Consider the following 23536-nt stretch of genomic DNA (forward strand, 5'->3'; position numbering starts at 1 on the left):
CAAGCACAACACCGGTCAATGTGAACAGAGATCCAACTGTGGGAGCGGGCTTGCTCGCGAATGCGGTGTATCAGTCACAGCCATATCGACTGACACTCAGCATTCGCGAGCAAGCCCGCTCCCACATTCTTGACTGAGTACAACCTCAAGTCAGTGCCCTGAAGCCGCCGGCCCGGCCTTCGCCGTAAACGGCGGCTTGGCCAGCCACACCAGCAACATCAAGCCCATGAACATCCACCCCAGCAACGTGAAGTAATCCACGGTGGACATCATGTACGCCTGGCTGGTGAGGATCTGGTCCAGTTGGGTATAGGCCTTCTGCCCTGCCCCGCCCAGCGCCTGCAACGCATCGCGGGTGGTCGAGTCGTAGACGGTCATGTTCTCGCTCATGTAGGCATGGTGCTGGTCGGCCCGGCGGATCCAGATCCAGGTGGTCAGCGACGCCGCGAAGCTGCCGCCCAAGGTACGCAGGAAGGTCGCCAGCCCCGCGCCATCGGCAATCTGGTGCGGCGGCAGGTCGGACATCAGGATGCTCAAGGTCGGCATGAAGAACAGCGCCACGCCGATGCCCATGAACAACTGCACCATGGCGATGTGGGTAAAGTCCACTTCGTTGGTGAAACCGGCGCGCATGAAGCAGCTCAAGCCAATCGCCAGGAACGCCAGGCCCGCCAGCAGGCGCAGGTCGAACTTGTGCGCGTACTTGCCCACGAACGGCGACATCAGCACCGGCAAAATGCCGATGGGCGCCACCGCCAGCCCGGCCCAGGTGGCGGTGTAGCCCATCTGGGTTTGCAGCCACTGCGGCAGGATCAGGTTGATGCCGAAAAAGCCCGCATAACCGAGGATCAACACAATGGTGCCGATCCGGAAGTTACGGTGCGCGAACAGCCGCAGGTTGACCACCGGGTGCTTGTCGGTCATCTCCCAGATGACGAACACCGCCAGGGCGATCACCGAAATGGCCGCACCGATGATGATGAAGTTGGACTCAAACCAGTCCAGGTCATTGCCCTTGTCGAGGATGATCTGCAAGGCGCCAACCCCGACGATCAGGCTCAGCAGCCCTACGTAGTCCATCGGCTGGTAGCTGGTGACCACCGGGCGTTTTTTCAGCTGCGCACGCACCACCATCACCGCGAAGATCCCGATGGGCACGTTGATGAAAAAGATCCACGGCCAACTGTAGCTGTCGGTGATCCAGCCACCGAGGATCGGCCCGGCAATCGGCGCTACCACCGTGACCATCGCCAATAACGCCAGGGCCATGCCGCGCTTGGCGGGTGGGTAGACCGCAATCAACAAGGTCTGGGTCATGGGGTACAGCGGCCCCGCCACCAAGCCTTGCAGGACCCGAAAGCCGATCAACTCAGGCATCGAGGTGGAAATACCGCACAGGAACGACGCCAGCACAAACAGCAGGGTCGCCCACAAAAACAGCTTCACCTCGCCAAAGCGCCGGCTCAACCAACCGGTGAGCGGCAAGGCGATGGCGTTGCTCACCGCAAACGAGGTGATCACCCAGGTGCCCTGCTCCGAACTCACCCCCAGGTTGCCGGAGATGGTCGGCAACGCCACGTTGGCGATGGTGGTGTCGAGCACCTGCATAAAGGTCGCCAGCGACAGGCCAATAGTGGCCATCAACAGGCTGGGTGGCGTGAACGAGGCGTTATTGCTCATCAGCGTTGCGCAGCCTTGGGAGCGGCGACGCTGTTGTCATGGATCAACTGGTTGATCATGGCATCGGCTTCGGCCAATTGGCGGTCATACACGTTGGTGGTGAACGAAGCTTTTTGCGGCGCCTGTTGCGCCAGCACCGGGCCGCTCTGGTCGTGCAGGTCGACGTTGACCACGGTGCTCAAGCCCACCCGCAGCGGGTGCTTGGCCAGCTCTTCGGCGTTGATATGGATGCGCACCGGTACCCGCTGCACGATCTTGATCCAGTTGCCGGTGGCGTTCTGTGCAGGCAGCAAGGCGAACGCGCTGCCGGTGCCGGCGCCGAGGCTGTCGACGGTGCCGCTGTACTTCACGTCGCTGCCGTAGATGTCCGACTCGATATCCACCGGCTGGCCGATGCGCATATCGCGCAGTTGGGTTTCCTTGAAGTTGGCATCGATCCACAGCTGGTCCAGCGGGATCACCGCCATCAACGCGGTACCCGGCTGCACGCGCTGGCCCAGTTGCACGGTGCGCTTGGCCACATAGCCGGTGACCGGCGCGATCAAGGTGCTGCGCGCATTGGTCAGGTACGCCTGGCGCAGTTGCGCGGCGGCCGCTTGCACATCGGGGTGGGACGAAATCACCGTGTCATCCACCAGGGCATTGGTGGTTTTGAGTTGTTGCTCAAGGTTGGTCAAGGCGTTCTTGGCGGCGGTCAGGCTGTCGCGAGCGTGAGACAGTTCTTCCTGGGAAATCGCGCCACCCTGGGCCAGGGTCTTACGGCGGTTGTAGTTGTCCTGGGCGGTTTGCACATCGGCTTTCTGCGCATTGACCTGGGCTTTCATACCATCGACGTTGCTGTACAAACCGCGTACCTGGCGCACGGTGCGGGCCAGGTTGGCCTGGGCACTTTGCAGGCCGACGGCGGCGTCGTTGGGGTCGAAGTTGATCAACACTTGGCCTTCGTGCACCAGGTCGCCATCGTCGGCGCCAATGCTGACCACGGTGCCGGTGACCAGCGGGGTGATTTCCACCACGTTGCCGTTCACATAGGCGTCGTCGGTGCTTTCATTGAAGCGCCCGTAGAATTCATACCAGGCCCACACGCCGACCACGCTGAGGATGACGATCAGCGCCAGGCCGATCAGCATCACTTTGCGTTTGCGCGGGTTGGTGTCTTTGGGTTGTTCGGTTGCGTTGGTGCTTTCGGCAGTGGCCATGACAAATACCTCAAATTATTCCGTGCGTGTAGCTGGGGTGGTCGCGGCCACGCTGTTGGCGTGGTACCCGCCACCCAGGGCCTGCATCAATTGAATCGACAGGTCGATCTGCGCCGCATTCAGGGTGGCCAGCTGACGCTGGGCCTGTAGCAACTGCTGCTCGATGCTGAGCACATCCAGGTAGTTACCGATGCCTGAGCTGTAGCGTTGCACCCCGGTGTCGTAGGACTGCTGCGCGATGTCGGCCGCGTGTTGCTGGGCCTGGATCTGCCGCCCGGTGTCGCGCAGTTGGGACAGGCTGTTGCCGATATCACCCAAGGCTTGCACCAGGGTTTTGTTGTACTGGGCCACGGCCAGGTCGTAGTCGGCATCCCGGGCATCGAGGTCGGCGCGCAGGCGGCCGCCATCAAAAATCGGCAGCGAAATCGTCGGTGCGATATTGAAGAAGCGGCTGGCCGAACCGAACATCGCATCCCCCAGCAACGACTCGGCACCTGCGCTCGCGCTCAGGTTGAGGTTGGGGTAGAAGCGGGTTTTGCTGGCGTCGATGTTCTTGCTCGCCGCCTCCACTCGCCAGCGTGCGGCGACCAGGTCCGGGCGACGACCGAGCAGCTCGGCAGGCAATACCGCGGGCACCGCGACGGCGCTGGGTTTGAGCACCACTGGGCGGGCCAACTCGTCACCGCGGTCCGGGCCTTTGCCGAGCAATACGGCGAGGGCGATCTTGGCGCTTTGCAGTTGTTTTTCCGCGTCAATCAGTTGCGACTGAGAACTGGCTTCTAGGCTCTCGGTCTGCTGGTACTGGTACTCGCTGTCGATACCGGAACTCAGGCGGCGCTTGCTCAGGTCGAGCATCTGGCGGGTGCGCTTGAGGTCATCGACGGCCAGGTCACGCACGATATGGGCCTGGCCCAGGTCGCTGTAGGCCTTGGCCACGTTGGCGGCCAGGGTCAGGCGCGCAGCCTGCTGATCGACTTCGGCAGCACGGGCCTCGCCCAACACGGCTTCCCAGGCGGCGCGCTGGCCACCCCAGAGGTCGAAGTTGTAATTGAAGCTGGCGCCGATGTTGCGCACCGTCGAATAGGCATCGCCCTGCCCGCGTGGGTCTTGGTCCTTGGCCAGGCGCGAGCGGCTCACGCCGGCGCTGGCATCCAGGGTCGGCATGCGCGCCGCGTTGGCGGCATAGGCAGCCGCTTCGGCCTGGTGGGCGCGGGCGTCGGCGACTTGCATGTCGGGGCTGTTCTGCAGGGCTTCCTGGATCAGGCCGTCAAGCTGTGGGTCGCCCAAGCTTTTCCACCAGTCAGCAGCCGGCCAGGCGGCGCTAGACAGCGTCACGCCGCTCAGGGACTTGCCGGTGTGCAGGGTATTGGCGTCGAGGCGCTGGCCCTGGGTATCGAGGCCGCTGTAGTTGGCACAACCGGCCAACGTCATCGCCGCCAGCACCAAGCTGAGTGCGCGTGTGTTCATGATCGACCTACCCGCTGGATCGTGATGGGGTCACCCGCAGCGATCAGCATTTTCTTCAGGATCCGCTCCAGGGTTTCCAGCTCGCCCGGCTCAAGCACGCCGGCCAACTGGTTGAGGGCCTTGGCGCCAATGTGCGGCAGCATGTCCGCCAGGCGCTGGCCTTCGGCGGTCAATACCAACTGCACCTGGCGACGATCCAGCTCGGAACGCTTGCGGCTGAGCAGGTCTTTTTGCTCCAGCCGGTCGAGCATGCGCGTCATCGAGCCGCTGTCCAGGGACAGGTTGCGGCACAGCTCCGCCGGGGTATCGACGCCGAACTGGGCCATGATGATCAACACCTTGAACTGCGCGGCGGTGATGCCGTGGGGTTCCATATGGGTGTCGATGATGCGGTCCTTGAGGATGGCAGCGCGGCCCAGCAACAGGCCGAGGTGGCAGTTGTGGAAGTTGTCAGGGGTGAAGTGAGGCATCGAAAGTCACCTTATTACTGCCTAGGCAGTGAATGTGTGACGAGATGTTACTGCTTAGGCAGCGAATGTCAAATGGAATAATTAGGTTGCTTGGTAGTTGAGGGATGAGCATGAGGTCTAAGGATTGCCTGATGGGCTACGGTATCTGTGCTAGTTAAGGTAGGAGATTCTGGAACAACTCGTATAGCCCTGCCCATGAAGTACTTAAAAGCGCGTCTACTGAGACGCTGCAAAGCACCGGTCACACCTGGTACTGCAGGGATAACTCGAGGTATGGCATTTTGATCAATCCCGTCCCGGGCGACACGTTCGCCAAGCAGACGACTTTCCCGCTTGGCAAATCTGGGCTTTCCTTCCGTATCTGGATGACGGGTACAGATCGCTATGAACCAGGATATCAACCCATCCCATCTGCGGACAGAACCTATGCCATCGGCAGCGCGGGGGGGGGTGAGGCTGGAAATCTTGAAGACCGGCCCACTGGCGGAAAAAGCCAAGATTGATGCAGGCAACCTGGCCACCCTGAGCAACGATTACCTGATACTGAAAATATTCAACCTGAGCAACCCGATCGTAGTCAATAAAGCCTCCTGCCAGACACCCGCCGTCCCGGTCGCCATGGGCGACGACTATCAGCTTAAGGACTTCGAAAAAAGCCGGAGCAGCACAGCGCACTGGACACCACCTACCCGTTCAATGCCTTCAGCCCCACTGGCACCCATTTCCAGATCCCCCTGTCGGCGGCGTATTACCGCTTGCCCACCGGCACCCTGAAGGCGGGCAGCGCCAACACGGATGTGACCTTCATCGTGAACTACCTGTAACAATCTAAGGATCGTCTGATTTTCCCTACACCTGGCCTTCCCTAAAGTGCCGGGATGAGATTAAAGAACTACCTCCACCAGATCAGCCCGGTCCTTTCCAACCCCAACGCCGCGCGCCGGCTGTTGCGCGTTTTTGCGCTGGTACTGCTGGTAGGGATTCTCGGTGGCGTGTACAGCTTTTTGCTGTTTACCTTCAACAATGAAATCTCCCAGCGGCGCAGCTACATGAGCAGCGCCATAGCTGAAGCGCATACCTTTTTCACCACCCGTGAAGCGCTGTTGGAGAGTCTGAGCTTATCAGCCACGCGTAAAACCGAACTGAACGCGCCGGTATCCGATGAGGAGATCCGCCTGTTGCTGGGGCAAACACCGGGCCAGCAATGGAGCATCTGGCTGACCCAGCGCATGCGTGACTACCTGAAGGCCAAGCAGCTCAACCTGCTGTATGTCGACACCGAGGGCTGTGTGCTGCGGCTGTACAGCACCGCACCGGTCACCACCGTGTTTTCCCAGGGCATGCTCAATCAACTGACCGCCCTCAAGACGTCGAAAACTCTTCAAGAGTTATGGCTGACCCATGCGTCCAATGGGCATTCACGGTTGTATATCATTATTCGCCTGGACGAGCGGGACGTGAACTCCGGCTGGCTCGGCCTGGAAATGGACGACCACGAAGTCTCCAGTGCCTTGAACGACCACAGTGCCGGCGAGTTCACGATGTTCAACGCCGAGGGCATGGCGCTGTTCAGCAATAGCCATACACCTCCGCCTGGGCAGAACTTGCCACTGCTGCGGCAACAGGACTTCTTCGGGTTTGTCGGCGCTGGCTGGTTTCCCGAACAGTTGGTGTTGCGCAAGCAGTTGAAGTCCTCGGATTGGCAACTCACCTACTCCATTGATTTGCTCGCCGTGGTGCAGGCGCTATGGCCGCAAATCTTCGGCGCGCTGGCGTTCTGCCTGCTGAGTATCAGCCTGGTGTGCCTGCTGACCCGCCGCCTGGAGCACCGCTTCATTACTCCGGCGCTGCACCGTCTCCAGGCGCTGGTGGAAAGTGAGCTGTTCAGCCGCGACGTGATCCAGACTGCGCCCGTGGCGCTGTGCGTATTGCGCCGCACCGATGGCCAGGTGGTGCTGGATAACACCCTAGCCCGACAATGGCTGGGTGAGTGCGGCGAGCAATTGGGCCCGGGCTGGATACGCAATGCCTTCGACCCCACGGCGCCCTGCCTCACGGATTACTTCGAGACCGCCGACGGCCGTCACTTATACCTGAGCTGCGCCCCCACCCGTTACAAAGGTGAAGATGTGCTGTTATGTGCGTTCAGCGACATCAGTGCGCGCACTCAGATCGAAGCAGCGTTGCAACAGGCGCGCCAATCTGCGGACGCCGCCAACGAAGCCAAGACCCTGTTCCTGGCCACCATGAGCCACGAAATCCGCACGCCGCTGTACGGCGTGCTTGGAACCCTGGAGTTGCTCGGTCGCACGCATCTGGATGCCCAGCAGAAAAGCTACCTGCGCACCATTGAGGGTTCTTCCGCCACCTTGCTGCAGTTGATCTGCGATGTGCTGGACGTGTCGAAAATCGAGGCCGGGCAACTGGCCTTGGAACTGAGCGAATTCTCTGTGCAGGCCCTGGTGCAAGAGGTGGTGCAGGGCTACGCCGCCGCAGCGCAGAGCAAAGGCTTGCAACTGTACGCCTGCCTCGACCCGCAACTGCCGGAGCCGTTGCTGGGGGATATCAGCCGACTGCGGCAGATCCTCAACAACCTGCTGAGCAATGCCGTCAAGTTCACCGACGCCGGGCGCGTGGTGTTGCGGGTCCAGGTGCTCAGCCGCGAAGGCGAGCGGGTGTGTCTGCAATGGCAGGTCTCGGACACCGGCAAGGGGATAGCCCATCAAGACCAGGCGTTTATTTTCGAACCGTTCTACCAGACCACAGGCAACAACAATGTGATGGCCGGAACCGGCCTGGGCCTGCCCATTTGCCTGCGCCTGACCCACTTGATGAATGGCACCCTGCGCATGGTCAGCGAACCGGGCCTGGGCAGCAGTTTTTCCCTGGCGGCGCCGTTGGAACAACGTTCATCCAGGCTGCTGTCGGCCATGCCACAGACACTGACGGCGGAGAGGGTATACGTGGTCTCGCCCGTGCATGAACTGGCGCAAAACATCAGCGGTTGGCTGCGCCTCTGGGGCGCCCGGCCGCAAATCGGCGTGCCGGTGGGGATGGAGTCGGACGCCGCTGGCGTGTTGCTTGAGCTGTACCCCGATCCGCCGGACTCCCGCCCACGCCTGCCCTGGCAGGGGCCAAGGGTCATCGCCCGTTGCGACGGTGCCTACGAGCCGCAATTTCGCGGCGATGGCTGGAGTGTCAACCTCAATGACCTGAAGGCGATCCAGCAAGCGGTGCGCCATGCCCAGGGCGGCCGACCAGCCCTGCCCCAACCAACCTGCGAACCGCGCGAGCTGAGCCCGCTGGGCCTGCATATCCTGGTGGCAGAAGACAACGTCATCAACCAACTGATCCTGCGCGACCAGCTCGAAGAGCTTGGGTGCAGCGTGACCTTGACCCGAGATGGTGAAGAAGCCTTGTCGCTCTGGCACGACGGCGGCTTCGACATTGTGCTCACCGACGTCAATATGCCCAAGCTCAATGGCTACGACCTGGCCAAGGCCCTGCGCGAGCTGGGTTGTACAACCCCCATCATCGGCGCCACCGCCAACGCCATGCGTGGTGAAGACGCCCTGTGTCTGGCCGCCGGCATGAATCACTGCCTGATCAAACCTTTTACGCTGCGAGCCTTGTTCACCGCCCTGGCTCCCTACGAACGAGCTGCCCATGAAACCCTGTAGCATTCTGATTGTTGAAGATCACCCCTTCCAGCACCTGTACTTGCAGAACCTGTTCAACACCTTGGGCGAGTTTGACCTGGCGTTTGCCAGGGACGGTGAAGCCGCCCTGGCCTGCCTGAAAAACCGCGACTTCGACCTGGTGCTGACGGACCTGCTGATGCCCGGCATGGACGGTGTGCAATTTATCCAGGGCCTGGCCGCGCAAACCTCGCGACCGGCACTGGCGATCATGAGTGCGGCGTCGCGCCGTATGCTGATGGGCGCCAGCCTGGTGGCGAGCAACCTGCAAGTGAAGGTCATAGGGCTGATTTCCAAGCCGGTCAATGCCGCCGCCCTGCGCTGCCTGATTGATCAACTGCAGGGGCTGCGCCACACCCTGCTCGCCGAAACCCAACCCGGCATCGACCGCCAGAGCCTGGTCAATGCCCTGGACAATCACGAACTGCAAGCCTGGTTCCAACCCAAGAAGGCCCTGGACAACGGCCGCATCGTCGCCGCCGAAGCTCTGGTGCGCTGGATTCACCCCGACCACGGCACCTTGCTGCCCGGCGCGTTCCTGCCGGCGTTGATTGCCTTCGGCCTCGAAGAACGCCTGTTGTGGCGGGTGCTGGAACAGGCGATGGTGGCCCAGGCCCAGTGGCGCCAACACGGCTATGACATTCCTGTGTCGATCAACCTGCCCACTCACCTGCTCAACAGCCACGACCTGCCCGATCGCATCCTCGCTTTCGTACTGGCACACCAAGGTTTGCCCGCGCGCATCTGCTTTGAGTTGATGGAATGCTCGGTCCCGGATGACATCAGCAACTTCTACGCCGGCGCCTGCCGCTTGCGGATCAAGGGTTTCGGCCTGTCCCAGGATGATTTTGGCAAGGGCTACAGCTCGTACATGAACCTGGTGTCCGCGCCCTTCACCGAGTTGAAAATCGACCGAGCGCTGGTGCAGGGCTGCAACGCCAACGAAGAACTGGCCCAGGCGCTGACCAGCATTGTCAGCCTGGGCCGCCAATTGGGCCTGACGGTAGTGGCCGAAGGCGTAGAAACCGCGCAAGAACTTGCACTGTTGCGTAAGATCGACTGCACTCAGGTACAAGGCTTCCTGATTTCCCACGCCGTGTCTTCGGATCAGTTCCAGCAATTGCTGACCCATGACGGGCCGGCGAACGTGTATTGATCCGCGCAAGCGTGTGGCCGAACGTCGCTTGCTATAGAGGTCATTGTGTTCACAAGCAGCTCCCTCACCTTCGTCCAGGCGCAGTAATGCACCCGCCCAACGCCTTCCTGGAAAAACTCGCCAGCAGTTCCTCGCGCCTGAATAAAGGCCTGCTGGTGCTCGGCGCCCTGGTGCCGCTGTTGCTGGGCATCAGCTACCTGGGTGTGCTGCGCATGCTTGATGAACAGCGCGATACCTTGGACTTCCACTTCGCCCGCTTGATGGAAAATATCCACGAGCACGAGGTTTTTCTGCGCAATGCGGCACTGGAAAGCGTCAAAGGTGAGATCAAGCCCTCGACTTCCCTGCCGCCCCCTATGCAAAGACCACTGCCCGAAGAGGGGCCGAACGTGTATGAAGGTCGCGCCCTGCCATTCTCCTTACCGTATAGCTTGAAGATCAATCCGGACAAGATCACCGCCGATCAATCCCCCAACATCTTTGCTCTGGGCACCTATCTGGCCGCCTATTACAGTGCGTTCTGGGCAACTTCGCACTATCAGTCGCCCCAAGTGATGCTGCTCAATGGCCCTGGCAATTTTGACGTGACGGTGCCCTCAGCCGGCCGACTGCGCGGGGCAGGACCGACACGGGTGAACGCGTTGGTCGAGGTGATGACCCAACTGAATCAGCGCCTGGAAACAAAAAAAACCTCGCAGAGGGACAATCAGGTGCATTGGGCGCCCTACCCGGCGGCCCCCGGTGACGTTGCACCGATACTGCTGGCTTACGTGGAGATCAATCTGCCTGGCGAGTTTTCAACCATCGCGGGGGCCAGTACTCGGGTGGTGCTGGGCTCGCTGTTGAACCTGGCGCAGATCAATAACATCGAGCGGTTGCTGCAATGGTCGATCTACGATGACTTCACCCTGGTCACTCCCGCAGGCCAAGTGTTAACAGGCACTCTGAAAGACGGACAAATGCTGGCCAAGGGCTTGAATTTCAGCCGCGACGGGCTGGTGTTCAAGCTCACCAGTCCTGGCGAACAACACTGGACGGCTATCTACGTCATTAGCCTGCACCGCTTTCTCAAGTACGCGCTGTGGCCGTTGCTGTGCCTGGTTGCGCTGGTGCTGGCAGTGCTCGGCTGCAGTCGGGCAGCCAATCGCTGGTACACCGCACGGGTGATCCTGCCCGCGCAACGCGCCCATGCCAGCACCGCTGAAAGCGAGGCGTTCAGCCGCACGGTGATCGACACGGCACCCGCCGGGCTGTGTGTGATCCGCCGCAGTGATCACCAAGTGCTTCTGCAAAATCAGCGCTCTCAAGCCTGGCATGACAGCCAACGATTGATAAGCCTGCTCAAGTTGCACAGCGAGGCCGGGCAGACCGATCTTGAAATCAACGGGCGTCACCTGCACGTCGATTTCGTGCCTACGCGCTACCAGGGTCAGGATGCCTGGCTATGCGCGCTGCATGACGTAACCCGGCACATCGAAGATGCCGCCGCCCTGGAATCTGCCCGCGAAGCCGCCGACTCGGCCAACCAGGCCAAGAGCCGCTTCCTCGCGACCATGAGCCATGAGATCCGCACACCGCTGTATGGCGTGCTGGGCACCCTGGAACTGCTCGGCCTGACCGCCCTCGCCCCACGCCAGCAGGATTACCTGCACACTATCCAGCGCTCGTCCGCCACCTTGTTCCAGTTGATCAGCGACGTGCTGGACGTGTCGAAGATCGAAGCCGGGCAAATGATCCTGGAACACCAGGACTTCTGCCCGCTGGAGCTGACCGAAGACAGCGTGCGTACCTACAGCGCCTTCGCCCAGGCCAGGGGCTTGCAACTGTACGCCTGCATCGACGCAACCTTGCCGGACAGGCTGCGCGGCGACCCGCTGCGCATTCGCCAGATCCTCAATAACCTGTTGAGCAATGCAATCAAGTTCACCGATAACGGTCGAGTGGTGCTACGGGTGCGGGTGTTGGAAAACGCGCAGGTGCAGTGGCAAGTCAGCGACACCGGCGTGGGAATTTCCCAGGCCCAGCAACAGCGCTTGTTCGACCCTTTCTACCAGGTCAACGATGCCACCAGCCAAGCAGGTGCGGGATTGGGCCTGGCCATCTGCAAATGGTTGTGCGAGCTGATGCAAGGCCAGTTGAGGGTGGTCAGCGAGCCCGGATTGGGCAGCAGCTTTACCCTGCACCTGGCCCTGAAAACTGTGCTCGGCAGCCTGGCCGATTGCCCCACCTTCGCACCCGGCACCCCGGCGGTGTATGTACGTGCGCCGGTAGCTGAACTGGCGCAACACCTGATCGACTGGCTGGCGCGGTTTGGCCTGGACAGCCGCGCTGTCACCGCTGACGTGCCGCCGCCCTCGGCGCTGCTGGTTGACCTTGCGCCACTCGCCAATCCCCCCGCCTGGCTCGGGCCTCACGTCATCGCGACACCCGGCGGGCCCAACCCGCCACAATTGTCAGGTTCGGCCTGGGCCGTCGATGCCCACGATGTGCGCGCGATTGCCAACGCAATTGTCCTGGCACACCACGATGCCGACGCGCACAGCCCACCCACGCGCCCGGCAAAACCCCGTCAGTTGAACCTGCGCGTATTGGTGGCCGAAGACAATGTGATCAACTCGGCGGTGATCAAGGAACAACTCGAAGCGCTGGGTTGCTCGGTGGTGGTGGCGGCGAATGGCGAACAAGCCCTGGCGCAGTGGCTGCCCGGGCGTTACGACTTGGTGTTGACCGATGTGAATATGCCACTCATGAACGGCTACCAGTTGGCCGAAGCGCTGCGCCAGCAGGATAAAACGCTGCCGATCATCGGCATCACCGCCAACGCCCTTCGCGAGGAAGGCGAACGCTGCGCCGCTGTCGGCATGCAGGCGTGGCTGGTCAAGCCGCTGAACCTGGCGACCTTGCGCGCCGAACTGGAGAAACATTGCCAGATCGTCCTGCCGCCAGTGGTCGAACACCCCACGCTGTCACCAAAAATGCGCGCGCTGTTTGTCACCACCCTGCGCCAGGATGTGCAGACCACCTTGGCGGCCTTAGGAAGCGGTGATGCCAATGCCGTGGCGCAGCAACTGCACAGCATGGCCGGGGCCGTGGGCTCGGTACAGCTTCAGGCGATGGCCAGCGCGTTTGTCGAACTGGAATGTCGCCTGACCGGAATGGCCATCACGCCCGCCCTCGCGCTGGACGTGCAACAGAACCTCGCACGATTGAACGCTTTGCTCGATACCCTTGAATAATTTCACTTTGGAATATCAACCCATGGATACCCTCAACGTTGTCATTGCCGATGATCACCCCATCGTACTGGTCGGGGTGCGCGAACTGATCGAGCGTGACCCACGCTTTCGCGTGGTGGGCGAGGCCGTGTGTTCCAATGAACTGGTCAACTTGCTGGCGTCCGGTCCGGTGGACCTGGTGGTCACCGACTTCAACATGCCCGGCGATTCGCCCTATGGTGATGGCCTCAAGTTGGTGGAGTACCTGACTCGACACTTTCCCAGCATACGGGTGGTGGTGCTGACGATGATTTCCAACCCATTGATCCTGACGCGCCTGCAAGAGCTCGGGGTGTTGGCCGTGATTCAGAAAAACCAGCTGCATGACGAAATCCAGGCCGCGCTCCAAGCTATTGCCCGTGGCAACCCGGTTCGCCATAACTGGCCACAGCCGATCTCAGTCGTGGATGACGGTGCGGGTCTGGATGAACGCTTCACGCGGTTGTCTCCCAAGGAGCATGAAATTTTGCGGTTGTTTGTTTCGGGACAAAGTGTCAACGAGATTGCGCGCGGGTTGAACAGAAGTGCAAAGACTATCAGTACCCAAAAGGTGTCGGCGATGCGAAAGCTTGAAGTAAGCAGTGATCAAGACCTGTTGACTTATTGCATAGAGCGCAACTTGTTCAACTAAAAACACTTCGGGCACAATTGTACTTTCTATTTTCTAAGGATCGTCTGATTCTCCACTAAGTGCTGACGCTTTATTGTGTTGCTTCAACCCCAATTATGGATAAGCAACATGAAAACGTTCTCTCGAGCACTTCTGGCCCTGTCGATTTTCGCCGCAGCAGGCAATGTCCTGGCAGCCGACCCTGTTCCGACCAAGGCCGGCAGCGGCACCATCAACTTCACCGGCACCATCAACAACGATGCCTGCTCCGTTGAAGGCGCCGGCACCAACAAGACCATTTCGGTGAACATGGGTGAAGTGTCGATCAAGGACATGGGCACCTCCACCGCGCCAAAAGGTAGCGGCACGCTGAGCGCCGAGAACTTCGAGATGAAGGTCAACTGCAACGCCGGTACCAAGGTGGCCATGCTCTTCCAACCGACTTCTGGCAAAGGCAGCGGCCTTGTGACTGGCACTGGCGTGTTGAAAGTCATCGACGGCCTGGGCGCCGCCAAGAATATCGGTATTGCCTTGCTGGATGGCAATGGCGCCCTGATCGACCTGAGCTCACCCGCCACCGCGAAAATCGAAAGCAACCTGCAGGACAGCAACGCCTCGCTGAAATTCTCGGCCGCCTATGTCACCACCGGTACCGATCCGAAACTGGCTGTAGCCGGTCGTGGCGACGCGACCCTGCCGTTCACCCTGCAATACGAATAACCCGCACGAGCTTTACGGGTCCGTGCAGGGCCAGGCGGCCCTGCACATTCATTCATTTTGCGCGGTAGTCATCATGTTTTATCGTCAATCATTGTCCTTCTGCGTCGGCCTGTTGGGCCTGCTGATGGTCAACCAGGCCGTAGCCGGTATTTCGTTGAGCAGCACGCGCCTGGTGTTCGACGGCAAGCACAAGGAAGCCGGCATCACCGTGCGTAACAGCGGTGAAGACGTGCTGATCCAGTCCTGGATCGACGCCGACAGCAGCGAGGCCACCTCGGTACCCTTTGCCGTCACCCCGCCCTTGGTGCGGGTGAGCAACGACGAACAGCAACTGTTGCGGGTGATCTATGAGGGCACGGGCATGCCCACCGACCGCGAGTCGGTGATGTGGCTCAACGTGCAGGAGATTCCCAAGGCTTCGAAGACCCAGAACACCTTGCAGCTCGCGGTACGCCAGCGCATCAAGGTGTTCTTCCGCCCTGCCGGGCTCAAGGCCGAGGCTTACCTGGCACCCGCCACATTGAAATGGCGTCTGGTTGAGCGTGGCGGCAAAAGTCTGCTGGTGGTGAACAACCCTGGTCTGTATCACGTGTCCATTGCCGAAATCACCCTGACCTCGGGTGCACTGCGCGAGCAACCATTTGATTCATTGATGATTGCGCCCGGCGAACAAAAAGAGTTCACCCTGAAACACTTCACGCCCGGGCAGTCACCCAACTTGTTGTTTCGCAGCATTAACGACTACGGCGCACAAGACCGTTATAGCGTGCAACTTTCCCACTCGGCCGCTGTGCAGGCCAGTGCAATAAAAGACGCTTCTTAATACGCCCGTTTATCCAGCGGTCGCACTTTCACTGTATTTATCTTCGCTCCGTTAGTTCGTATCGGAGGTGATATAGGGTTCCTGCATGTTTGTATTCAAGTACCAAGGATTGGCACCGCTGTCGGTGGCCCTGATCTTCAGCAACGCCTGCCTGGCCGACGACGAAGAACACTTCAATACCTCGTTCCTGCAGGGAGCAGCCTCCGCCGTCGACGTACAAGCGCTGCTCGCCAGCAGCACTGTGCTGCCCGGCAACTACCGGGTCGACCTGTACGGCAACGACACCCTGGTGGGCCGTCGCGATATCGACTTTCTTCACAACCCGGCCACGGGCAAAACCGAGGCGTGCCTGACCCTTGAGACGGTGCAGCAATTGGGGGTCGATATCGCCAGGCTGCAAGCGGCCGGCAAACTGGCCGGCGATGACCCCAACGCCTGCATCAACCTGCCCGCCCTGATCGACCAGGCCAGCGTGCGCTACGACGTGCCGCGCCTGCGCTTGCTGGTCAGTGTGCCCCAAAGCGCCATGGAGCGCGGCCGGCGCGGCTATGTAGACCCGGCCTTATGGGACGATGGTGTGCCCGCCGCGTTCATCAACTACCAGTTGAGCAGCAGCCGCAACAGCAACCTGGGTGAGACCACGCTCTCCAACAACATCGGCCTGCGCAATGGCATCAACCTGGGCGGCTGGCGGCTGCGCAACGAATCGAACTTCAGCAGCAGCACTGGCCGCCCCAATACGTTCAAGAGCAACCGCAGCTACCTGCAACATGACGTCACGGCGTTGAAGGGCCAGTTCAGTGCCGGGGATATTTTCTCTGACGCCGACCTGTTCGACAGCGTGCGCTATCGCGGTTTGAAGCTGGCCTCCGACGACGGCATGCGCGCCGACAGCGAGCGCGGTTATGCGCCCATCATTCGCGGTATCGCCCAGTCCAGCGCGACCGTGGAGATTCGCCAGAATAACTACATCCTCTACACAGCCAACGTGCCGCCGGGCCCATTCGAGATCAGCGACATTTACCCCAGCGGCTCCAACGGCGACCTGGAAGTGACGATTATCGAAGCTGATGGCCGACGCCGGGTCACGGTGCAGGCGTTTTCCAGCTTGCCAATCATGGTGCGCCAGGGTCAGCTCAAATACAGCGTGTCGGCCGGGCAGTACAACAGCAACAGCGATGATCAAAAGTCGCCGCAGTTCGTCAGCAGCACCCTGGCCTACGGCATCAGCAGCAACCTGTCCGGGATTATCGGCGCCCAGGCGACGGAAAATTTCCAGGCCATGTCCGTCGGCGCTGGCCGTAATACCTCCATCGGTGCGGTGTCCCTGGACCTGACCCACTCGGTCAGCCGCACCTTTGGCCAGGCGGTGACGGGCAACAGTGTACGGGCCTTGTATGCCAAGACGTTTGCCGGCACCGATACCAGCTTCACCCTCGCCGCTTATCGCTATTCCACCGAGGGCTACCGCACCCTCAGCGATCACGTCGAAGAGCTGAGCCATGAAGGCCGGAAACGCACGGGCAACTCGAAAACCCGCACCGATCTGACTATCAACCAGAGCCTTGGCCGCAACCAGCAATATGGCACTATTTACGTGAACGCTAGTGACCAGCGTTACTGGGGGCGTGGGGGATCGCAAAGCCTGTCGGCGGGCTACAGCAACTATTGGGGCGAGGTGAGTTACAACCTTGGCGCAACCTACACCAAGGATGTCGGCAACTATGGGCCAGCGAACAACGACACGCTGGTCAACCTGTCGCTGTCCTTCCCTCTGGGCTCAAAACCCCGCGCGCCGCGAGCCTTTGTCTCCGCAAGCACGCAGAAAGCCAGCGACACCACGCAAGTGGGCATCAACGGCTACCTGTCGGAAGACAGCGACACCTATTACTCGGTACAAGGCGGTAACAGCAGCACCGGCGGCAGCACCGGCTCGGCCAACCTCAGCACTCGCACCTCGATGATGGACATCAGTGCCGGTTACAGCCAGGGCCGTGGGTATAACTCGCAGAACCTCAACCTGGCCGGTTCCGTGGTAGGCCACGCGGGCGGCATCAACCTTGGGCAAACCGTGGGTGAGACCTTTGCGTTGGCGCAGGTCGAAGGGGTAAAAGGCGCGAAGATCGGCAGTTACTCCGGCGCCAAGACCGGCAGCAATGGCTTTGCCGTAGTGCCCAACGCGCAACCCTATCGCGTCAATTGGATCAGCCTGGACACCCGTGACCTGGGCACCGATATCGAGATCGACAACGCCACCCAGCAAGTGGTGCCGCGACGCGGTGCAGTGGTGCTGGCGCGCTATGCCAGCAAGACTGGGCGGCGTGTACAGTTTGCCTTGTTCGATGCCCAGCACCAGCCGATTCCGTTTGGCGCGGCGCTGGAAGACAGCGCGGGCAAGCAGATCGCAATTGCCGACCCTGGCGGCAAGGCGCTGGCGTTGGTTGAGGCCGACACGGGCACCCTGGTGATTAGTTGGCAAGGGCGGCGGTGCGAGGCGGCTTATGCGTTGCCACAACGTGATAAGGCGCTGAACTATGAGCGAGTGGAGTTGAGTTGCCGTCCTTAGAGGGGCCGCTATTTAACTGATGCATACAGAACAAAATGTGGGAGATGGCTTGCCTGCGATAGCGGTGGTTCAGTTACAGATTCAGTGGTTGACACGCCGCCTTCGCGGGCAAGCCCGCTCCCACAGGGATCTGTGCCCGGCGCTGATTCTGTGGGTATTCCATAACCAGTATGGGAGCTGGCTTGCCTGCGATAGCGGTGGTTCAATTGCAGGTTCGGTGACTGACACGCCGCCTTCGCGGGCAAGCCCGCTCCCACAGGGATCTGTGCCCGGCGCTGATTCTGTGGGCAATCCATAACCAGTGTGGGAGCTGGCTTGCCTGCGATAGCGGTGGTTCAGTTGCAGGTTCGGTGACTGACACGCCGCCTTCGCGGGCAAGCCCGCTCCCACATTTTTTTACAGCGTACCGGTCAGAAATCGCGCTTGTAAAAGATATCCAGAGAGCTGGCCACACCCGTCGCCACTTCAAGGTACACCTTCTTGCTCAACAAATAACGCAAGGCAATGGTGTTAGCCGGTTCGAACACCCCTACCCCATAACGCAGGCTGAGCTTCTCGTTGATTTTTCCGCTGGCCACCACCGCGGTGCTGTTACCCGTACCCTGGGTGTCAAGATCAAAATCCTGAATCCCCAGCTTATTGGCGATATCCGTGGTCACCCCGGCGCTGCCCATCAAGCCCAGGCCCAGGGCGGCTTCGGCGAGCATGTTGTTGTCTTCGCCGGTGTTGGTGCGCGAACGGCCCAGTACCAGGTACGACAGCGCATCTTCCTGGGCCATGGTCGGCTCGGAGAAGATCTGCGTGGTGGGCTGTTCGGCGCTGCCGCTCAGGCGTATACCGGCGGTCACGGTGCGGGACGGTTCGACCACCACGCGCACGGCTTCGATGTCCAGGAAGGGCTGGTCCAGCGGCCCGGCAAACAGCAGCCGTGCGCGACGCACGTTGAGGCGCTGGCCGTAGGCGCGGTAGCGGCCGTCGTTGAGCCACAGCTCGCCGCGGGTGTCCATGTTGTCGCCGATGTGCACATGGCCCTGGACCTTGGCGGTGAGGCCGAAGCCGGCGAAGTTGAGCTGGTCTTCGCCTACTTCCACGTCGATATCCATCGCCATGGCCATCGGCGGTTTGCCCTCTTCGGTCTGGCTGCCGATGATCACGGTGTCGTCGGAGACCTTGACCGTCGAAGGCGGCAGTTCGCGCACGGTGATGTCGCCACGGGGAATGTGGACTTTGCCGGCAATCGCCAGTTTGTCGTCCTTGAGGCTGATTTTCAGGTCGGGGGCCACTTCCAGCTTGGCGTAGGGTTCCACCGTCACCGGCAGTTGCGAGCCTTTGAGGCTGAGGTCGACCACCAGGGCGCGGCCCCAGTCGATCTGGCCCGTAAGGCTGCCCTGCCCGGCCTTGCCGCTGTGCCAGGCGCCGTTGAGCTGCACGCTTTCGCCGGCGATCTGCGCCTGCAGGTTCAGGCCCTCGAGGCTGATGGGCAGTTCGGGCCCGGAGACTTCGCCGCCCACCAGGTTCAGGTTGCCGTTGACCAAAGGCGCAAGCAAGCCGCCGGAGATGCGGCCATTGCCGTTGAGCTTGCCGGTGAGTTTTTCCACCATCGGCACAAAGGGCCGCGCGACGGAAAGGTCCAGGCCGGCGAGGCTGAAGGTGCCAGTGATCGGTTTGTTGTTCGGCAGCGGGTTGATCTGCGCCTGCAACAACAACTCGCCGAGCTTGCCGCCACGGAAATTCAGCTGGGTGTCGATGCGCTTGGGGTTGAGGGTGGTTTCCAGTTTCAGGGTGTCGTAGGGGAAATCCAGCCACTGGCCCTTGTCGCGCACGCGCAAGGTGCCGCCACTGGCGTCCACCGCAACCACACCCTTTGGGCCGCTCTGGGGCAGGTCGAGTTGCACATCAGCGTTGAGCCTGCCCTGCCAGGCGAAGTCTTTGGGCAAGAACGCCGCGAGGCTGTCGAGGGGGAATTGCTTGAGGTGGTAACGCAGCTTCGGCTCGGGCATCAGGCGCTGGTCTTCGCCACACAGGCTGGCGCCGCCGGAGACCCAGCAGTGCGCGCCGAAGGTCAGCTTGCCATCGGCCAGGCGTTCGATCTTCGCCGGGGCTTGCAGCCGCCAGTCCTGGCCACCGGCTTGCACGTCGCCGCTGGCCAGGCGCCCGCGCCAGTTGTCTTTGTCGAGGTTGCCGTCCAGGGCCAGGGCCAGTTTGACCAGCGGGCCAGTCAGGGCCAGTTGGACTTTCTGGTTCTTGATATCGCCCTGGGCGCTGGCGGTGAGGTTGCCGACTTGCGTCTCGCCGCTTTGAATGCCGTTGGCCTTGAGGTCGAGCTTGGCGCGTTGGGCGCTGTCGAGGTTGGCGTCCAGGTTGAGGCTTTGCAGACGGTTGTCGGCAAAGGCCAGTTGCTGGCCCTTGAGGTCGAGCTTGCCTTGAGGGGCTTTCAAGGTGCCGGCCACCTCGACACGCCCGTTGACTTGCCCGCGCAGTTGCGGCCAGAGCTGGGCCAGGCGTGCCAGCTTGATGTCGATCTGCCCGGCCAGGCGCTGTTGCAGGCTGCCGCTGCCGTTGATGCGGTTGTCGCCCAGGCGGATGTCCAGGTTGGCGAGGGTCCATTGTTCGCCAGCGCCTTCGGCCTTGGCCGCGAGCACGGCGGTTTGGCCGCGCAGGCGACCCTTGAGGTCCAGGTCGGCGTTGAGCTTGAGCTGTTCATTCTTGAACTCGCCTTTGCTGCGCAGCGGTCCGGCCAGGGTGCCGGGCAGCTCCGCAACCCAATAGGCCGGGTTCAGCGCCGACAGATCCAGGGCGGTGTCCCAGGCAATGCCGTCGGCAAATTGCAGGTTCAGGTGGCCTTCGGCCTTGCCCTGGCCGGCGCTCAGCTTCAGCTCAGGCAGGAAGACTTGCTTGAGGTCGCCACTGAACGGCGTGACCACATTGAACTTGCCCGCCGGGCCGTCGAGGTCGGCCTTGAGATTGCCCAGATAGTTGCCGTCCTTATAGGAGACTTCGCCGTTGAAGGTGCGCAAGGCCACTTGCGGTTCGTCGATGACCGGATAGAGGCGATGCCAGGGAAAATCCAGCCAGTCGATCTTGGCGTCAGCGCTGAAGCCTTGTTGCCAGTCCAGGTTGGCACTGAGCTTGAGGCTTTGCTTGTCGCCGGCCGTCAGGTCCAGGCCGGCAATCTGCGCGCCCTTGGCGTCGACCTTGCCCTTGAGCAGTAAATCCACCGGGCCTTTTTCGGCCGGTAGCACGGCCTTGCCCAGCAACTGGTAGCCATTGCTCAGGTCGCCTTTGGCGCTCAGGTCCAGTTGGTTGAGTTGCAGGGTATCGGGCAGGTCTGCGCTGGGTTTGAACGACTCGGAGGTGATGTGCACCTGCGCCGGCAGGTTTTCCGCCAGGGGTTGCAGCTCGCCAGTGAGCTTGGCCGGCAGGTAGCCGCTACTGTTGGCGTCGAGCTTGAGGGTTTTGAGCAGGTCGCCGTCGATCTTGAGCGCGACCGTCCAGGGGGCACCGCCTGGGGCATAGGGCAAGCTCAGGTTGCCGGTGGCATTCAGCGGCCAATCGCCGGTAGGTTGCAGCAGGCCCGCAAGGTCCAGCACCAGATCGTCGCGCTGCAGGTGCACCGAGTCGATCTGCAAGCCGGCGGCGGTCCAGTGCGCGGCCAATTGCAGGCCCTTGAGTTCTTCACTGCCATTGAACAGCAGGCTGCCAATGCGCACATCGCCCAACTGCAGGGCAACCGGCAGCTTCAGGTCGGGCAGTTGAATCGGCCCGCTGTCGCTCTCTTCAGCACTGGGGGCGAACTCCAGGCTGACCTGTTCCACATCCAGTCGGTTGATGCACAGGGTCATGCGCAGCAGGCAGCCGGGCGACCAGTCAAATATCGGCGCATTCAGCTCGACCCGGCTGCCGTCCTGCTGCCACAGCAAATGATCGGCGCTCCATTGCCCGCCCAGACGCCCCTGGAAATTTTCCACGCTCAACCCTGGCACCTGGCCCAGGGCCCAGCGACTGCCCGCCTGGGTGCCGAGCACCGACCACAGCGCCACTAACAGCAAGGCGAGGATGGCGACCAGCGCCAGCCCCGCTATTTTCAAACCACGCATCACAGCTCAGGCCCCATGGAAAAGTGCAAGCGAACGCCGCCCGGATCTTCGAGGGCATGGGCCAGGTCGAGGCGAATCGGCCCCACCGGCGACACCCAGCGCACGCCGACGCCAACACCGGTTTTCAGGCTGGGCAAGTCCAGGTTGTTAAAGGAGTTGCCCTGATCGACAAAGGTCGCGATACGCCATTTATCGGTGATGGAATATTGATACTCGGCGCTCAAGGCCACCATGTAGCGGCCACCGATGCGGTCGCCGCGATCGTTCTCGGGCGACAGCGTCTGGTACTCGTAGCCGCGCACGCTCTGGTCGCCACCGGCAAAGAAACGCAAGGAAGGCGGCACGGATTTGTAGCCGTTGGTGGCACTGCCACCAAACTGCGCACGGCCCAGGAAGCGGTGGTTGTCCCACAAGGTGGTCAAGCCCTTGACCGTCGCTGTGCCGTAAAGCAGGTTGGTGTCGGACCCCGCGCCCTCCTTGGCGACCTTGGTGTCGAACATCAGCCGGTAACCATGGTGCGGGTCGATGCGGTTGTCACTGCGCAGGTAGGAATAACTCACGCCCGGCATCAGCAGGTTACTCAGGCCCGAGTCATTACCCAGGCGATATTCTTCGCGCTGGTACTTGAGGGAGATCACCCGCGTCCAGCCACTGGGCAATTTGCTGTGCCATTCGGGGCCGATGGTGAGCAGCTTGCTCAGGGTATCGGTGTTGGCGATCTCTTCATTCTGGTAGCCGCCGGCAAAGCGCAGTTTGTCGGTGAGCGGCGGGTCGAGCGGGATGTCGTACCACAACCCGACGTTCTGCCGCGGCGCCGACAGTTCGGCTTCCCAGCCATAACTGTGGCCCTGGGGGTTGACCCAATGGCGCGTCCAGTTGGCTTTGCCCCGTGGGCCGACGTCGGTGGAGTAACCCAGGCCCAGGCCCATGGTGCGCGGCTTGCGGGTGTCCAGTTGCACCGCCACCGGAATCACGTCATCGGTGGCGGCGGTGGGGCTGGCGTCGACGCGCACGCCTTCAAAAAAACCGCTGGCTTGCAGGTTCTGATTGAGTTCGGCGACCAGTTCGGAGTCATAGGGCGTGCCGGGTTTGAACGGCACCATGCGCTGCAACAGCTCTTCATCAAAGGGCGTGTCGCCGGTAAAGCTGACCTTGCCCATGCTGTAGCGCGGGCCGCTGTCGTAAATGAGCTCGATGTCGGCCACGCCCGCTTGAGGGTCCACGGCAAGTTTCTGGCTAGTGAAGCGACCGCTGAAAAAGCCGTAGCGCGAGGCCTGGTTCTGAATCAGGCGCTTGGCGTCTTCGTAATGGCCGTGGTTGAGCACGGCGCCGGATTTGAGGTCGTCGCTGGCGGGCACGCGAAAGGCCTTGAGGCTCGCAGCCGGGCCATCGACCCGCAGAGTCACGTTGCGCAAATGCACCGGTTCGCCGGGGTCGATGGTGAGGGTCAGGCGCGGGTTTTTGCCGCCTTTCACATCGCTGGCGATCTGTGGCTGATAGTAGCCCAGGGCCTGCGCGGCTTTACGCGCCTGCTCCTCGGCGCCACGGCTGAACCGCAGCAAGGCTTCTTCATCACGATCGCCCACCCCGCCGATATAGCCTTCGATGTTGGCTTTCAGCGCGTCGTTTGAGGGTTTGATCCGCACGTCCAGTTCGCTTTGCGCCAATGCGCCGCAGCTTGTGAACAGCAGAATCAAGCCGCTGGTAAATCTTCCTGGAAACTTCATAGGCGCGGATGCTACACGAGCGAGGGAGGAACTATGAACCCGGATTAG

Annotated in this window: 14 protein-coding genes; 8 read left to right on the forward strand and 6 right to left on the reverse strand. The window is 61.4% G+C overall.

Features of this window, described 5'->3' with window-relative positions:
* Positions 1-150: 150 nt before the first annotated feature.
* Genes N2A98_RS15985 through N2A98_RS16000 form a run of 4 tightly spaced genes read right to left on the reverse strand, consistent with a single transcriptional unit; the run spans position 151 to position 4816 of the window.
* On the reverse strand, positions 151-1680 hold the full coding sequence (locus N2A98_RS15985; RefSeq protein WP_003192178.1) for a DHA2 family efflux MFS transporter permease subunit: 1530 nt from the start codon (positions 1678-1680) through the stop codon (positions 151-153).
* On the reverse strand, positions 1680-2879 hold the full coding sequence (locus tag N2A98_RS15990; RefSeq protein ID WP_014718943.1) for an HlyD family efflux transporter periplasmic adaptor subunit: 1200 nt from the start codon (positions 2877-2879) through the stop codon (positions 1680-1682). The genes N2A98_RS15985 and N2A98_RS15990 overlap by 1 nt, the downstream gene beginning before the upstream one ends.
* Before the next feature lie 15 nt (positions 2880-2894).
* A complete protein-coding gene (locus N2A98_RS15995; protein WP_275622311.1) occupies positions 2895-4346 on the reverse strand; it encodes an efflux transporter outer membrane subunit in 1452 nt (483 codons plus the stop codon).
* Positions 4343-4816 carry a MarR family transcriptional regulator gene (locus N2A98_RS16000; RefSeq protein ID WP_014718945.1) on the reverse strand — a complete coding sequence of 158 codons (474 nt, stop codon included), beginning with the start codon at positions 4814-4816 and terminating at the stop codon, positions 4343-4345. Before N2A98_RS16000 ends, N2A98_RS15995 begins: the two co-directional genes overlap by 4 nt.
* A gap of 384 nt (positions 4817-5200) precedes the next feature.
* On the opposite strand from N2A98_RS16000, the gene N2A98_RS16005 reads away from it, so the two are divergent.
* The 8 genes from N2A98_RS16005 to N2A98_RS16040 all read left to right on the forward strand — a co-directional run bounded on the left by N2A98_RS16005 (position 5201) and on the right by N2A98_RS16040 (position 17664).
* Positions 5201-5590, forward strand: a complete 390-nt coding sequence (locus tag N2A98_RS16005) for a hypothetical protein (protein ID WP_161952171.1) — start codon at positions 5201-5203, stop codon at positions 5588-5590.
* 104 nt (positions 5591-5694) lie between these two features.
* Positions 5695-8496: an ATP-binding protein gene (locus tag N2A98_RS16010; protein WP_275622312.1), complete on the forward strand. Its 2802-nt coding sequence runs from the start codon at positions 5695-5697 to the stop codon at positions 8494-8496.
* Positions 8483-9670 carry an EAL domain-containing response regulator gene (locus tag N2A98_RS16015; protein ID WP_125970330.1) on the forward strand — a complete coding sequence of 396 codons (1188 nt, stop codon included), beginning with the start codon at positions 8483-8485 and terminating at the stop codon, positions 9668-9670. Before N2A98_RS16010 ends, N2A98_RS16015 begins: the two co-directional genes overlap by 14 nt.
* A gap of 86 nt (positions 9671-9756) precedes the next feature.
* Positions 9757-12906: a hybrid sensor histidine kinase/response regulator gene (locus N2A98_RS16020; protein WP_275622313.1), complete on the forward strand. Its 3150-nt coding sequence runs from the start codon at positions 9757-9759 to the stop codon at positions 12904-12906.
* Between the two features lie 22 nt (positions 12907-12928).
* The gene (locus tag N2A98_RS16025; protein WP_032896601.1) at positions 12929-13576 is read left to right on the forward strand and encodes a response regulator; all 648 of its coding nucleotides are present in this window, start codon (positions 12929-12931) and stop codon (positions 13574-13576) included.
* A 108-nt stretch (positions 13577-13684) separates the two neighbouring features.
* On the forward strand, positions 13685-14275 hold the full coding sequence (locus N2A98_RS16030; RefSeq protein WP_047711176.1) for a fimbrial protein: 591 nt from the start codon (positions 13685-13687) through the stop codon (positions 14273-14275).
* Positions 14276-14348: 73 nt separating this feature from the next.
* Positions 14349-15098, forward strand: a complete 750-nt coding sequence (locus tag N2A98_RS16035) for a molecular chaperone (RefSeq protein WP_275622314.1) — start codon at positions 14349-14351, stop codon at positions 15096-15098.
* 85 nt (positions 15099-15183) lie between these two features.
* The gene (locus N2A98_RS16040; protein ID WP_275622315.1) at positions 15184-17664 is read left to right on the forward strand and encodes a fimbria/pilus outer membrane usher protein; all 2481 of its coding nucleotides are present in this window, start codon (positions 15184-15186) and stop codon (positions 17662-17664) included.
* 410 nt (positions 17665-18074) lie between these two features.
* Here N2A98_RS16040 and N2A98_RS16045 read toward each other — a convergent pair whose 3' ends face one another.
* Together N2A98_RS16045 and N2A98_RS16050 are read right to left on the reverse strand one after the other, a co-directional pair.
* A complete protein-coding gene (locus tag N2A98_RS16045; protein WP_275622316.1) occupies positions 18075-21761 on the reverse strand; it encodes a translocation/assembly module TamB domain-containing protein in 3687 nt (1228 codons plus the stop codon).
* Positions 21761-23488: an autotransporter assembly complex family protein gene (locus N2A98_RS16050; RefSeq protein WP_044274025.1), complete on the reverse strand. Its 1728-nt coding sequence runs from the start codon at positions 23486-23488 to the stop codon at positions 21761-21763. The genes N2A98_RS16045 and N2A98_RS16050 overlap by 1 nt, the downstream gene beginning before the upstream one ends.
* Positions 23489-23536 lie beyond the last annotated feature (48 nt).

Source organism: Pseudomonas sp. FJ2-5-13, from assembly GCF_029201605.1.
GTDB classification, from domain to species: Bacteria; Pseudomonadota; Gammaproteobacteria; order Pseudomonadales; family Pseudomonadaceae; genus Aquipseudomonas; species Aquipseudomonas lactis.